This is a genomic window from Cupriavidus sp. OV096, from assembly GCF_900115455.1.
GTDB lineage: Bacteria > Pseudomonadota > Gammaproteobacteria > Burkholderiales > Burkholderiaceae > Cupriavidus.
The window spans coordinates 1-15,095 of record NZ_FOWM01000010.1 but is presented as its reverse complement, the minus strand read 5'-3'; the positions used below and the strand labels follow the sequence as shown (position 1 = coordinate 15,095).

The 15,095-nt window shown below is 69.0% G+C and carries 9 protein-coding genes; 6 read left to right on the top strand and 3 right to left on the bottom strand.

The window, feature by feature from the left end; translation table 11 throughout:
* Positions 1-39: 39 nt before the first annotated feature.
* Positions 40-1,320: an ATP-binding protein gene (locus tag BM115_RS19875; protein WP_092298022.1), complete on the bottom strand. Its 1,281-nt coding sequence runs from the start codon at positions 1,318-1,320 to the stop codon at positions 40-42.
* Positions 1,317-2,051 carry a response regulator gene (locus BM115_RS19870; RefSeq protein ID WP_092298018.1) on the bottom strand — a complete coding sequence of 245 codons (735 nt, stop codon included), beginning with the start codon at positions 2,049-2,051 and terminating at the stop codon, positions 1,317-1,319. The genes BM115_RS19875 and BM115_RS19870 overlap by 4 nt, the downstream gene beginning before the upstream one ends.
* A 285-nt stretch (positions 2,052-2,336) precedes the next feature.
* On the opposite strand from BM115_RS19870, the gene BM115_RS19865 reads away from it, so the two are divergent.
* From BM115_RS19865 to BM115_RS19850, 4 genes are read left to right on the top strand one after another with little or no spacing between them, the layout of a single operon-like run.
* Positions 2,337-3,830: an MdtA/MuxA family multidrug efflux RND transporter periplasmic adaptor subunit gene (locus BM115_RS19865; protein WP_092298015.1), complete on the top strand. Its 1,494-nt coding sequence runs from the start codon at positions 2,337-2,339 to the stop codon at positions 3,828-3,830.
* 24 nt (positions 3,831-3,854) lie between these two features.
* Positions 3,855-7,037 carry an MdtB/MuxB family multidrug efflux RND transporter permease subunit gene (locus BM115_RS19860; protein WP_092298012.1) on the top strand — a complete coding sequence of 1,061 codons (3,183 nt, stop codon included), beginning with the start codon at positions 3,855-3,857 and terminating at the stop codon, positions 7,035-7,037.
* Positions 7,037-10,351 (top strand): efflux RND transporter permease subunit, encoded by a 3,315-nt coding sequence (locus BM115_RS19855; protein ID WP_092298009.1) that lies wholly within the window; start codon positions 7,037-7,039, stop codon positions 10,349-10,351. Before BM115_RS19860 ends, BM115_RS19855 begins: the two co-directional genes overlap by 1 nt.
* Positions 10,352-10,365: 14 nt before the next feature.
* Positions 10,366-11,850: an efflux transporter outer membrane subunit gene (locus BM115_RS19850; protein WP_369823514.1), complete on the top strand. Its 1,485-nt coding sequence runs from the start codon at positions 10,366-10,368 to the stop codon at positions 11,848-11,850.
* Here BM115_RS19850 and BM115_RS19845 read toward each other — a convergent pair whose 3' ends face one another.
* Positions 11,851-12,762, bottom strand: coding sequence for a LysR family transcriptional regulator (locus tag BM115_RS19845; RefSeq protein WP_092298003.1), 912 nt, complete (start codon positions 12,760-12,762; stop codon positions 11,851-11,853).
* A 138-nt stretch (positions 12,763-12,900) separates the two neighbouring features.
* Between BM115_RS19845 and BM115_RS19840 the strand changes: the two genes are divergently transcribed.
* The gene (locus BM115_RS19840; RefSeq protein ID WP_092298000.1) at positions 12,901-13,347 is read left to right on the top strand and encodes a PACE efflux transporter; all 447 of its coding nucleotides are present in this window, start codon (positions 12,901-12,903) and stop codon (positions 13,345-13,347) included.
* Between the two features lie 101 nt (positions 13,348-13,448).
* Entirely contained in the window at positions 13,449-15,032 is a 1,584-nt protein-coding gene (gene dacB / locus BM115_RS19835; RefSeq protein WP_092297997.1) for a D-alanyl-D-alanine carboxypeptidase/D-alanyl-D-alanine endopeptidase, read from the top strand.
* The last annotated feature ends 63 nt before the right edge of the window (positions 15,033-15,095 follow it).

Genomic DNA, 15,095 nt, shown 5'->3' with positions numbered 1-15,095 from the left:
CACCTCGCCAGCCTGACCGCTACTGTCCGTTACTGACCGTTACGCGGCCTGCGCCAGCGCCGCGAACGGGAACACCATCTCCACCCGCAGGCCGCCGTCGGGCCGGTTGAGCAGCATCAGCCGCCCGCCGCCCTGCCGCACCAGGCGGTCCACGATGGCCAGGCCGAGTCCCGAGTGGGCATTGCCGCCACGCGCCGGGTCCAGCCGCACGAATGGCAGCGTCACGCGCTCCATCGCCTCTTCCGGAATCCCGGGTCCCTGATCTTCCACCGTCAGCCGCCAGCCGTCCGGCCCCCGTGCCGTCGCCACGCAGACGGGCGGCGCGCCATAGGCATAGGCGTTGTCGACAAGATTGCCGATGATGCGATCGAGCTGGGTGGCGATCATCCGGAAGCCCTCGCCAGCGGCCAGTTCCAGCACCACGGTGCGGTCCTGCTCCTGCAGCGACAGCGCCAGTTCGCCGATGCGCTTGTCCACCGGCACCGGGCGGGCGGTCGGCTCGCTGCTCTGGGCGAAGCTCAGGAACTGTTCGACGATCGCCGCCATGGAGTCCACGTCGCGGGTGACGCCGGCCGCCGCCTTGGGGTCGGACAGCATCTCGGCACGCAGCCGCAGCCGCGCCAGCGGCGTCTTCAGGTCGTGGGCGATGCCGGCCAGCATCGTATTGCGCTCCTGGTCGATGCGCGCGAGGTCCGCCACCATCCGATTGAAACGCACGATCAACTGGCGCAGCTCATGCGGCCCGCGCTCGCGCAGCGGCTTGACCGCATGCTGGCGGGAAAGCTGCTCGGCGGCCTCGGCCATGTCGCGCACCGGGCGCTGGATCTGCCACGCAATCAGCAGCGCGAAGATGATCGCCACCCCCACCACCAGCACCACGCCGGGCACCATGCGGTTGTCGGGCGGCGGATTGTGCACGAACAGAATCGGCATGGCGATCCACTGCGCGCGCGTGGGCAGCTTGATCCAGAGGCGCGGCGTGGTCTCGTCCTCCAGGCGGATCTGCGTGCCGGCGGGCAGCTGGCGCACGAACTGCTCCACCAGCCGGCGCGGCCGGCCGGGCGCCGGATCGGCCGAATGCTCGTCGGCCTCGGCGGTGTCGGCCACCTCGACCAGGCTCGGCAGCGCCACCGGCGGCTTCGCGTCCAGCGCGCGCTCGATACTCTTCAGCTGGAACATCATCTGCTCCACCGAATAGTCGATCTGCTGCTGCCGGCGGTCCATGCGCAGGATGGCCAGCCACGAGAAATGGCTGATGAACAGCACGGCCGCAATCAGCAGCGCCATGCGGCCGAACAGGGTGTCGATCCTCAGCTTCATTGCGGAATGCTGTCCTCGGCTTCGTCAGGCACGAAGGTGTAGCCCCGGCCCCGTACGGTCTGGATATAGCGCGGACGCTGCGCGTCCTCGTCGAGCAGGCGGCGCAGGCGCCAGATCTGCACGTCGATGCCGCGGTCGCTGATGCCGCTGGCACTGCCGTACATCAGCTCGACGATGCGTTCGCGCGAGAGCACTTCCAGCGGGTGGGACAGCAGCAGCTTGAGCAGCGCGAACTCGGTATCGCTGATCTGCACCGACTGGTCGTTGCGCAACAGCGTGCGCAGCCGGAAATTGACGCGGAACGGGCCGAACGCCACCGATTCGCGGTCCTCGGGCGCGGCGGCCGGGCGCGCCAGCTTGCGCCGCAGCACCGCGTTGATGCGCGCCAGCAGCTCGCGCGGCGAGAACGGCTTGCCGAGGTAGTCGTCGGCGCCGATCTCCAGCCCGACGATGCGGTCGATCTCGTCGCTGCGCGCCGTGAGCAGGATCACCGGGATGTCGTCGTTCTTGGCGCGCAGGTTGCGCAGCGCGGTCAGGCCGTCCACCTTCGGCATCATCAGGTCGAGCACGATCAGCGCCGGCCGCTCGCGCTCGAGGCGGGCCTGGAGGCCATCGCCATCGTGCAGGACCGAGACGGCAAAGCCCTGGCTGGTCAGGTACTCGCGCAGGAGGTCGCGCAGTTCGGGATCGTCGTCGACGACGAGGATCTGGGTAGGCTGGTTCGTTCGCATAGCCACATGATAGTCAGGCCGGCAGCGCCAGATGGCGATTTACCCCGACCGTTTTGTTTCCGGAGGTTACACCCGGCGCCATCGTAATCCGATGTAATAAAAGCGGGACGCCACGAAACAGGTGGGATGGCGGCGGCACATTATCCTTCAGGCCATGGCACCGCAGCCGTGCCCGCCTGCGGCATACTGCTGCAACTTCGCCGCCATATGGGGTCATTTGCCCCGATATGCCGAGCAAGCCCGTTGGTACGCCCTTCGTCGTGCCGTCCCCAGGATTCCCGGTCTATGTCCAGCCCCGAACAAGGTCAATCTCTTCCGCCCTCCCCGCCGCGCCGCCCCGGCCCGGCCCGCCGCCGCACCTGGATCGCCGTGGCCGTCATCGTCGTGCTGGCCGGCGTCGGCTGGTACTGGCACAGCCACCGGCAGGCCGCGCAGGAGGCCGGCGCGGCCACCGGCGGCGCCAGCGGCCCCGGCGCGGGTCGCCGCATGGGTGCCAGCGGCCCAGGGGGCCCGGGCGGCCCGGGCGCGCAACCGCGTTCGCCCGTGGTGGTCAACACGGTGGCCCGGCGTGACATGGACGTGGTGCTCAACGGCCTGGGCAACGTGACGCCGGTGACCAATGTCACCGTGCGCGCCCAGGTCTCGGGCCCGCTGCTGAAGGTGCTGTTCAAGGAAGGCCAGATGGTCAAGGCCGGCGACGTGCTGGCGGAGATCGACCCGCGCCCGTTCCAGGCCACGCTCGACCAGGCCGTGGGCCAGCTCGCGCGGGACCAGGCGCTGCTCCAGAACGCCCGGCTGGACCAGCAGCGCTACAAGACGCTGCTGGCGCAGGACTCCATCTCCAAGCAGCAGGTGGATACCCAGGACGCGCTGGTGCGCCAGTACGAGGGCACCGTGAAGACCGACCAGGGCAATGTGGATAACGCCCGCATCCAGCTCGGCTATACCAGGATCGTGGCGCCCAACTCGGGCCGCATCGGCCTGCGGCAGGTGGACCCGGGCAACATCGTCGGCACCGGCGACACCAACGGCATCGCGCTGATCACCCAGATCCAGCCGATTGCCGTGCTCTACACCATTCCCGAAGACAACCTGCCGGCCGTGCTGAAGAAGCTCAACGCCGGCGAGAAGCTGCCGGTGCAGGCGTGGGACCGCCAGGTGCGCAACCAGCTTGGCGAAGGCACGCTGCTGACCACCGACAACCAGATCGACACCACCACGGGCACGGTCAAGCTCAAGGCCATCTTCCCGAACACGGACGGCATGCTGTTCCCGAACCAGTTCGTGAACGTGCGCACGCGCGTGGACACGCTGGTGGACGCCACCGTGATCCCGGTGGCCGCCATCCAGCGCGGCCAGCAGGGCACCTTCGTCTACGTGGTGGGCGATGACAACCAGGTGAAGGTGCAGGTGGTCACGCTGGGGCCGACCGATGGCGCCCAGACCGCCGTCATGAAAGGATTGGAGCCGGGCCAGCGCGTGGTCGTGGACGGCGCCGACCGCCTCAAGGAAGGCATGATCGTGGAAGCCGTGGACCCGGCCGCGCGTGCCGCCGCCACCACGCCGGCCAGTTCGCCGCGCGGGCGTGGCCGGCGCCATGGCGGTGCCAGCGGCCCGCACGCCGGGGCCAGCGATGCCTCCGGAGCGGCTGGGGCGATGGGCGCCTCCGGCGCCGCAGCCGAGCGCCGGCGCCCCCGGGACGCCGACACCAATCCGAACCCGACCACGAACACGCCGGCCAACCCCACCGGCACCGTCGGCCAACGGCCGCAGCAGTAAGCACGGCGACGCACCCGAGACGGCATGAATCCCTCACGCATCTTTATCGAACGGCCGGTGGCCACGGCACTGCTGATGCTGGCCATCCTGCTGTCCGGGCTGGTGGCGTACCGGCTGCTGCCGCTGTCCGCGCTGCCGGAGGTGGATTACCCGACCATCCAGGTCACCACGCTCTACCCGGGCGCCAGCCCGGACGTCATGACCTCCTCGGTCACGGCGCCGCTGGAGCGCCAGTTCGGCCAGATGCCGGGGCTCAAGCAGATGTCGTCGTCGTCCTCTGGCGGCGCGTCGGTCATCACGCTGCAGTTCGAGCTGTCGCTGTCGCTGGACGTGGCCGAGCAGCAGGTGCAGGCCGCCATCAACGCGGGCGGCAACCTGCTGCCCTCGGACCTGCCCATGCCGCCGGTCTACAGCAAGGTCAATCCGGCCGATGCGCCGATCATGACGCTGGCGATGACCTCGGACACCCTGCCCCTGCCCAAGCTGCAGGACATGGTGGACACCCGCGTGGGCGCCAAGATCTCGCAGATCCAGGGCGTGGGGCTGGTCACCATCAGCGGCGGGCAGCGCCCCGCCGTGCGCATCCAGGCCAATCCCACCGCGCTGGCCGCGCTGGGCATGTCGATCGACGACCTGCGCACCGCCATCGGCAGCGCCAACGTGAACGGCGCCAAGGGCAGCTTCGACGGCCCCGCGCGCGCCTCCACCATCGACGCCAACGACCAGCTCCGCTCCGCCGACGAATACCGCCAGATCATCATCGGCTACCAGAACGGCGCGCCGATCCGCATCACCGACGTGGCCGACATCGTCGACGGCCCCGAGAACAGCCGGCTGGCCGCCTGGGCCAACAGCAAGCCGGCCATCGTGCTGAACATCCAGCGCCAGCCCGGCGCCAACGTGATCGAGGTGGTGGACCGCATCAAGACGCTGCTGCCGCAGCTGCAGGCGGCGCTGCCGGCCTCGGTGCACGTGCAGTTGCTGACCGACCGCACCACCACCATCCGCGCCTCGGTCAAGGATGTGCAGTTCGAGCTGCTGCTGGCCATCGCGCTGGTGGTGATGGTGATCTTCGTCTTCCTGCGCAACATCCCGGCCACCATCATCCCGGGCGTGGCGGTGCCGCTCTCGCTGGTCGGCACCTTCGGCGTGATGTACATGGCCGGCTTCTCGATCAACAACCTGACGCTGATGGCGCTGACCATCGCCACCGGCTTCGTGGTGGATGACGCCATCGTGATGATCGAGAACATCATGCGCTACATCGAGGAAGGCGATTCCCCGATGGCGGCGGCGCTCAAGGGCTCCAAGCAGATCGGCTTCACCATCATCTCGCTGACCTTCTCGCTGGTGGCCGTGCTGATCCCGCTGCTGTTCATGGGCGATGTGGTCGGCCGGCTGTTCCGCGAGTTCGCCATCACGCTGGCGGTGTCGATCCTGATCTCGGCCGTGGTGTCGCTGACGCTGACGCCGATGATGTGCGCGCGCCTGCTGCGCCACGTGCCCGAGGAGGAACTGCCGCGCTTCCATCGTGCCACGGGCCGCTTCTTCGACAACGTGATCCACCGCTACGGCCAGGCGCTGGAGTGGGTGCTGGACCGCCAGACCGCCACGCTGGTGGTGGCCGTGGGCACGCTGGTGCTGACCGGCCTGCTCTATATGCTGGTGCCGAAGGGCTTCTTCCCGGTGCAGGACACCGGCGTGATCCAGGCCATCACCGAGGCCTCGCAGACCACCTCGTTCGCGGCGATGGGCCGCAAGCAGGAGGCCGTGCAGAAGGTGATCCTGCAGGACCCGGCGGTGGCCAGCGTCTCGTCGTTCATCGGCGTGGATGGCACCAACACCACGCTCAACGCCGGGCGCATGCTGATCAACCTCAAGCCCAAGGCCGACCGGGACAGCATGGCGGTGGTCACGCAGCGGCTCCAGGACGCCGTGCAGCAGCTTGGCGGCGTCTCGCTCTACACCCAGCCGGTGCAGGACCTGACCATCGAGGACCGCGTCTCTCGCACGCAGTACCAGTTCACCGTGGAAGACCCGGACCCGGCCACGCTGGCCGAATGGGTGCCCAAGCTGGTGGAGCGCCTGCGCCAGGAACCTGAGCTGCGCGACGTGGCGAGCGACCAGCAGAACAACGGCCTGCGCGCCTATGTGGACATCGACCGGGACGCCGCCGCGCGGTTCGGCATCACCACGGCCGTGATCGACAGCGCACTCTACAGCGCCTTCGGCCAGCGGCTGGTGTCGACCATCTTCACGCAGTCCAGCCAGTACCGCGTGGTGCTGGAGACCATGCCGCAGTTCCGCACCAGCCCGCAGTCGCTGGCCGAGCTGCGCCTGCCGTCGTCGTCGGGCGGGCAGGTGCCGCTGGGCGCCATCGCCCGCATCAGCGAGCGCACCGGCCAGTTGGTGATCAACCATCAGGGCCAGTTCCCGGCCGCGACGGTCTCGTTCAACCTGGCCCCGGGCGAGTCCCTGGGCGCCGCCGTGGACAAGATCACGCAGATCGAGAAGGAGCTGAACCTGCCGATCTCGATGGTCACCGAGTTCCAGGGCGCCGCGCTGGCCTTCCGCGCCTCGCTCTCCAACACGCTGTGGCTGATCCTGGCCGCCGTGATCACGATGTACATCGTGCTGGGCGTGCTCTACGAGAGCACGATCCACCCGGTGACCATCCTGTCCACGCTGCCCTCGGCCGGCGTGGGGGCGCTGCTGGCGCTGCTGGTCTCGGCGCAGGACATCGGCATCATCGCGATCATCGGCATCATCCTGCTGATCGGCATCGTCAAGAAGAACGCCATCATGATGATCGACTTCGCGCTCGAGGCCGAGCGTGAGGGCGGCATGGCGCCGCGCGACGCCATCTTCCAGGCCTGCCTGCTGCGCTTCCGCCCGATCCTGATGACGACCATGGCCGCCCTGCTGGCCGCCCTGCCGATGATGCTGGGCACGGGCATCGGCTCCGAGCTGCGCCGGCCGCTGGGCGTGACGATGGTCGGCGGCCTGCTGGTCAGCCAGGTGCTGACGCTGTTCACCACGCCGGTGATCTACCTGGCATTCGACAGCGTGGCGATGCGGCTCAAGGGGTGGCGCAAACGCCGCTTCGGCGATCCCGACGACGGTGGCGACGGTGGCGACAACGAGGACGCCCATCGTCCCCGCCAGAACCCGAATCCGAACGCGAACCCGCAGGAGCCGCACGCCTGATGAACCTGTCGGCCGCCTTCATCCAACGCCCGGTTGCCACCGCGCTGCTGACCATCGGCATCCTGCTGGCGGGCCTCGCGGCGTTCCGGCTGCTGCCGGTCTCGCCGCTGCCGCAGGTGGACTTCCCGACCATCTCGGTCTCGGCGTCGCTGCCCGGCGCCAGCCCCGAGACCATGGCGGCCACCGTGGCCACGCCACTGGAGCGCGCGCTGGGCACCATCGCTGGGGTGACCGAGATCACCTCCAGCAGCTCGCTGGGCTCCACGCGGGTGACGCTGCAGTTCGACCTCTCGCGTGACATCGACGGCGCCGCGCGGGACGTGCAGGCGGCCATCAACGCCTCACGCGGGACGCTGCCGACCAGCCTGCCGAACAATCCGACCTATCGCAAGGTCAACCCGGCCGACGCGCCGATCATGATCATCGGGCTGACCTCGCCCACCATGACGCGCGGCCAGCTCTACGACGCCGCCTCGACCATCCTCTCCCAGAAACTGTCGCAGGTGGAGGGCGTGGGCCAGGTGACGATTGGCGGCGCCTCGCTGCCGGCGGTGCGGGTGGAGCTGAACCCCACGGCGCTGAACAAGTACGGCATCTCGCTGGAAGACGTGCGCAACACGATCTCGGCCACCAACGCCAACCGCCCGCTCGGCGTGCTCGAGAACAACGTCAACAACTGGCAGGTCTACGCCAACGACCAGGCGATGACGGCCAAGGACTACATGCCGCTGATCGTGCGCTACGCCACGCCGGGCACGTATTCGTCCGCCTCGGCCGGCGCGCTGATTGCCAGCACGGCCAACGCCACAGCCGGCGGCGGGGTGAGCACCAAGACCGTCAACGGGATCACCACTACCACCATCACCACCAGCAGCGGCACCACCACCGTCAGCTCGGGCGCCACGGGCGGCAACAGCGCCGCCGCCGGCCCCAACGCCTTCGCGGTGCCGATCCGGCTCCAGGACGTGGCCAGCGTGGTGGATTCGGTGCAGGACATCCGCAATGCCGGCTCGGCCAACGGCAAGCCGTCGGTGCTGCTGGTGCTGAACCGCTCGCCCGGCGCCAACATCATCGAGACCGTGGACCGCGTCAACGAGATGCTGCCGCAGCTGCGCAAGATGATCCCGGCCAGCATCTCGATGGACGTGATGATGGACCGCACGCCCACCATCCGCGCCTCCCTGCGCGAGGTGGAGCACACGCTGATGATCTCGGTGGCGCTGGTGATCATGGTGGTGTTCCTGTTCCTGCGCAACGTGCGCGCCACGCTGATCCCGAGCGTGGCCGTGCCGGTGTCGCTGGTCGGCACGTTCGCGGTGATGTACCTGTGCGGGTTCTCGCTCAACAACCTGTCGCTGATGGCGCTGACGATTGCCACCGGCTTCGTGGTCGATGACGCCATCGTGGTGCTGGAGAACATCTCGCGCCATATCGAGAATGGCATGAAGCCGCGCGCGGCCGCCCTGCGCGGGGCGCGCGAGGTGGGCTTCACGGTGTTGTCGATGAGCCTGTCGCTGATCGCCGTGTTCATCCCGCTGCTGATGATGGGCGGCATCGTGGGCCGGCTGTTCCAGGAGTTCGCCATCACGCTGTCGGTGGCCATCCTGGTCTCGCTGGTCGTGTCGCTGACCACCACGCCGATGATGTGCGCGCGGCTGCTGCGCCCCGTGGACGAGCACAAGGCCAGCCAGGGCCGCTTCTACCGGGCCAGCGAGCGCGTGTTCAACTGGATGCACGACCGCTACGCGCGTTCGCTGGACTTCGCGCTGCGGCACGGCAAGCTGGTCTGGGTGATCCTGCTGGCCACCATGGCGCTGAACGTCTGGCTCTACGTGGTCGTGCCGAAGGGCTTCTTCCCGCAGCAGGACACCGGCCGGCTGATCGGCTTCATCCGCGCGGACCAGGCCACCTCGTTCCAGGCCATGCGCGGCAAGCTCGACAACTTCATCAAGATCGTCCAGTCCGATCCGGCCGTGGTCAACGTCACCGGCTTCACCGGCGGCTCGCAACGCAACACGGGGCAGATGTTCGTGACGCTGAAGCCGCTGAACGAGCGCAAGGAGTCCGCCGACGCCATCATCGCCCGGCTGCGCCTGAAGCTGGCCAGGGAGCCCGGCGCCAACCTCTACCTGCAATCGGTGCAGGACATCCGCGTGGGTGGGCGCCAGAGCAGTTCGCAGTACCAGTTCACGCTCCAGTCCGACGACCTGGAGACGCTACGCACCTGGGAGCCCAAGGTGCGCGCGGCGATCTCGAACATCAAGGGGATCGAGGATGTGGATACCGATACCAACGACAAGGGCCTGCAGACCTCGGTGATCATCGACCGGGACACCGCCTCCAAGCTCGGCGTCACCGCCCAGCAGGTGGATGCGGTGCTCAACGACGCCTTCGGCCAGCGGCTGGTCTCCACGATCTACCACCCGCTGAACCAGTACCGCGTGGTGATGGAACTGAGCCCGGAGTACCTGCAGGGGCCGCATGCGCTGCAGGACATCTACGTGGTCACCGGTAACGGCCGGCGGGTGCCGCTCTCGGCCTTCGCGCGCGTCACGCCGACCAGCACGCCGCTCGGCGTGAACCACCAGGGCCAGTTCGCCGCCTCCACGATCTCGTTCAACCTGGCCGAAGGGTTCTCGCTGTCGGAGGCCACCGACGCCATCCGCCAGGCGTTGGCCAAGATCGGCGCCCCGGAGACGCTCCAGGCCAACTTCCAGGGCGGCGCCAAGGCGTTCCAGGACTCGCTCAAGAGCCAGCCCTACCTGATCCTGGCCGCGCTGATCACCATCTACATCGTGCTCGGCATCCTGTACGAGAGCTACGTGCACCCGCTGACCATCCTGTCCACGCTGCCCTCGGCCGGGGTGGGCGCGCTGCTGGCGCTGCTGCTGTTCAAGACCGAATTCAGCATCATCGCGCTGATCGGCGTGATCCTGCTGATCGGCATCGTCAAGAAGAACGCGATCATGATGATCGACTTCGCCATCGACGCCGAGCGCAATGAGGGCATGAGCCCGCGCGAGGCGATCTATCGCGCCTGTCTGCTGCGCTTCCGGCCGATCCTGATGACGACCATGGCCGCGCTGCTGGGCGCGGTGCCGCTGGCCATCGGCCGGGGCGACGGCGCCGAGCTGCGCGCGCCGCTCGGCATCTCGATTGTCGGCGGCCTTGTGGTGAGCCAGTTGCTGACGCTCTACACCACGCCCGTGGTCTACCTCACGCTCGACCGCTGGCGCCTGCGCGTGCAGGCATGGCGCGCCCGCCGCCAGCGCCACGGCCAACGCCCGGACGCCGCGCCGCGGCTGGAATCCTGACCTCCATGATGAAGATGAACCGCCCCCTTTCGCTGCCCGGCGCCTCCGCCATCGCCCTGGCCTGCATGGTCCTGGCCGGCTGCGCCGTCGGCCCCGACTACCAGCGCCCCGATGCGCCCGTCCCCAAGGCATTCAAGGAGGCCAGCGAGGCCATGCCGGGCTGGACCGGCGACTGGAAGACCGCCGAGCCGCAGGACGCCACGGCGCGCACCGACTGGTGGCGCGTGTTCGGCGACCCGGCGCTCGACGACCTGATGGCGCAGGTGCAGATCTCGAACCAGAACATCAAGGCGGCCGAGGCGCAGTACCGGCAGGCCACCGCCTCGCTGCAGGCCGCGCGCGCGGGCTTCTTCCCGGTGATCGGTGCGTCCGCCGGCCTCTCGCGCGGCGCCAGCAGCACCGGCGGCCGCATCACCAACGGCCAGAACGCCACGCTATCCGCCAGTTGGGAGATCGATGTCTGGGGCCGCATCCGCCGTCAGGTGGAGAGCGCCCAGGCCGGCGCGCAGGCCAGCCAGGCCGATCTGGGCGCCACGCTGCTCTCCACGCAGGCCACGCTGGCGCAGAGCTACTTCCTGCTGCGCATTGCCGATTCACAGCGCGCGCTGCTCGACCGCACCGTGGCCGACTACGAGAAGTCGCTGCTGCTGGTGCGCAACCAGTACCAGGCCGGCACGGCGCAGCGTTCGGACGTGTTGCAGTCGGAAACCCAGTTGAAGAGTGCGCAGGCGCAGCAGATCGACATCCAGATCACGCGCGCGCAACTGGAACACGCCATCGCGGTGCTGGTCGGCAAGCCGCCGGCAGACCTGACCATGGCCGTGGTCGAGGTGGACGACGCCATTCCCAACGTGCCGGTGGCTGTGCCATCGACGCTGCTGGAGCGCCGGCCTGACATCGCGGCGGCGGAGCGGCGCATGGCCTCGGCCAATGCCGATATCGGCGTGGCGCAGGCGGCGTACTACCCCACCCTGTCGCTGTCGGCCACGGGCGGGCTGACGGCGGGCACGCTGGCGCGCTGGCTGTCCTTGCCGGACCGCGTGTGGTCCGTCGGCGCCGGGCTGGCCGGCACTGTGTTCGATGGTGGCCTGCGCGGCGCGGCCAAGGCGCAGGCCGTGGCGGCGTATGACCAGACCGTGGCCAACTACCGCCAGACCGTGCTGGGCGCGTTCCAGGAGGTGGAAGACAACCTCGCCGCCGCGCGGCTGCTGGGGCAGGAAGCCACCGTGCAGAACGACGCGCTGCGTTCCGCGCGCGAGGCGCTGGCGCTGGTCAACAATCGCTACAAGGCCGGCACGGCCGGGCTGCTCGATGTGCTGACCGCGCAAACCGCCGCCTACACGGCCGAACGCACGGCGCTGTCGATCACGGGCCGCCAGTACACGGCGGCCGTCACGCTGATCGCCGCGTTGGGCGGCGGCTGGCATGCGGAGGGGACGGACACGGCGCAGGCGCCGCAGCCTGCCGCGCAACCGACCCCGCAACCCGCGCCCCAGTAATCAACGCTGCTGGTACCGCGCCGGCGCGAGCGGCAAGGGCTGCTGCCGCACGCGCTCGCGCAGCCAGGTGGCGGCCTTGCCGAGCGGGCGCTGCTTGTGCCAGACCAGCTCCATCGCCACCGGCCAGTCCTGGTCCTGGAAGGCCAGCCGGGGCGATACCAGCGTGGCCGCCGCCGGCGAACTCGCGGCGATGTGCCACGGCACGAAGGCCCAGCCCAGCCGCCGCTTGACCAGTTCGACAATCACCCACTGGCTCTCCACCCACCAGACCTCGGCCGCCACGCGCAGCCGCTTCTTCTCCTCGCTGTCGCTGCGCGTGGCCACCATCAGCTGGCGATGGCGCTTCAACTCCTCGAAATCGACCTGCGCATGGGCGGCCAGTGGATGGTCGGGCGCGCAGATCACCGGCATCGGCACCCAGCCCAGCGCGTGGAAGGCCAGCTCGGGCGGCAGCACCTCCTGCCGCCACATGATGCCGAGGTCCGCGCACTGGCTCATCACCAGCCGGCTGACGTCCTCCATCAGCGGGAACAGCAGCTCCAGCTCCACGGCGGGAAAGCGTTGCGAGAACTCGTCCAGCAGCACGCCGAGCACTTCTTCGGGGTACAGCTCGTCCACGGCCAGCGTCAGGCGCGACTCCACGCCCTCGCCCAGGCTCATCGCCACGCCCCGGAAATGCTCGCAGCGCTCCAGGATCACGCGTGCCTCCACCAGCAGGCGCTCGCCGGCCGGGGTCAGTACCGGGTAGCGCGCGGTGCGGTCGAACAGCGCGTTGCCGAGGTCGATCTCCAGGTTGGCCACCGCCGCGCTGATTACCGACTGCGCCTTGCCGAGCTTGCGCGCCGCGCCCGAGAACGAACCGCTCTCGGCGGCGGCCACGAAGGCTTGCAGCTGGTCCAGGGACAGGCTCATGGGGTACTCCTTCCGTCACATCGATGCTGGATCGGCGCCCGATTGGCATCAATCCATCTGTTTTGCCGATGGTATCCAACTTGTCCTAAGTTGTCCTGCCGATAGAATGGCCTCCATCGATCCCAAGGAGATCCCCTCATGCGCACCACCGGAGACCGCATCCGCCATACCGTCGGCTTCGAGCTGATTGGCCTGCTGGCCTTCGCGCCGCTGGCCAGCTGGGTGTTCGGCTTCGCCCTGCACCAGATGGGCCTGATTGGCGCGGTGGCATCGCTGATCGCCGCGGTCTGGAACTACGTCTACAACCTGATGTTCGACAAGGCGATGCTGCGCTTCCGGGGGCAGCTGCGGAAGACGCCGGCCATCCGCGTGCTTCACGCCATCCTGTTCGAAGGCGGGCTGCTGCTGGTCTTCCTGCCGTCCGTGGCGTGGTATCTCGACATCAGCCTGATCGATGCCTTCATCATGGACATCGCCGTGGCCGGCTTCTACATGGTCTACGCGCTGATCTACAACTGGGCCTACGATGCGATCTTTCCGATCCCGAACGCCACGCCGCGCGACTGCGCCGCCGACTGCCCCTGACCGAACCGAGCGTCGCTGAGACGCCAAGCCGACTTCACGGGTGAACTGGCACGTGAAGCGGCTGTTTTACGTCATCCAGCCGATGGCGGGCATGCGTTAACATGCTCGCCATGCCAAATCGTCCTGCCCTGCTTCGCCTTCCGCTGACGGCCGCCATCGCCGCCGCCGTGCTGCTCACCACCGGCATCGCCGGTGCCCAGGCCAAACCCGCCAAGCCCGCCAAGGCGGCGCAGGCCGTCAAAGCCACCGCCTCGAAATCCGCCTCGGTCCGCCGCGCGAGCGCCGACACCGTCGACCTGGCCGCCGCCCGCACCGGGCTACCGGCATCGGTCACGGCCGCGCTGCGCCGGGCCAACGTGCCGCTCTCTGCCGCCAGCTTCTACGTGGTCAAGGTCGGCGCACCGCAGGCCCGCGTGAGCTGGAACGCCGAGACGCCGATGAACCCGGCCTCGACCATGAAGGTGGTGACCACCTTCGCCGGCCTGCAGCTGCTGGGGCCGGACTACCGCTGGCTGACCTCGCTCTACGCCGATAGCGAGCCCACCGCCGACGGCACCGTCCGCGGCAACGTCTACCTGCGCGGGCGCGGCGATCCCAAGCTGGTGCCGGAGGAAATGGCCAAGCTGGTGGCCACGGCGCGCAACGCGGGCGCCACCACCATCGACGGCGACGTGGTGCTCGACCGCAGCTTCTTCGCGGATGCTGCCGAAGGCACTTATACGATCGACGGCGAGTCCCAGCGCGCCTACAACGTCAATCCGGACGCGCTGCTGTACGCCTTCAAGACCCTGTCGTTCACGATCACCCCGGACGCCGCCGGCCGCACCGTGGACGTGGCGGTCACGCCCGCGCTGGCGCAGCTGCGCGTGGAGAACCGCCTGACCCTGACCAACGGCCGCTGCGGCGACTGGCGCTCGCGCGCCACGCCCAACATCGCCCCGCAGCCGGACGGCACCGTGGTGGCCACCTTCGAAGGCACCTATTCGGGCGACTGCGGCGAGCGTGTGGTCAATCTCGCCACGCTGTCGCACAGTGATTTCATCTGGGGTGGGTTCGTGGCCGAGTGGCAGGCGGCCGGCGGCCGCTTCGCGCACATGCCGGGCCTGCGTAGCGGCGCGGTGCCGCGTGGCGCGTTCCTGCTGTCGCGCCACTACGGCCAGCCGCTTGGCGACGTGGTGCGCGACATCAACAAGTTCTCGAACAACGTGATGGCGCGCCAGCTGTTCCTGACGATTGGCGCGGAGATGGACCGCAGCGGCCCGGCCAGCACGGCGCGTTCCGCGCAGGTGATCCGCCGCTGGCTGACGCGCCAGGGGCTGGACATGCCGGGGCTGGTGCTCGACAACGGCTCGGGACTGTCGCGCGAGGAGCGCATCAGCGCCTATGACATGGCCCGGCTGCTCCAGCAGGCACTGGCCAGCGACGTCGGCTATACGCTGGTCGATTCCCTGCCCATCCTCGGCGTGGACGGCACGCTGCGCAACCGGCTCACGCGCGCCCACGCGGCGGGCAACGCCTACCTGAAGACCGGCACGCTGGCCGATGTGCGGGCGCTGGCCGGCTATGTCGATGCGACGAACGGCGGCCGCTACGTGGTGGTGGCGTACATCAACCACCCGAACGCCTCCGGCGCGCAGGCAGCGCACGATGCGTTGATGGAATGGGTGTTTCGCGGGGCGCCTTGAACAGGGTCGTGACGCATTGATGCGCCCGCCCTCTCCCCCGCCCCTCTCCCGGAGGGAGAGGGG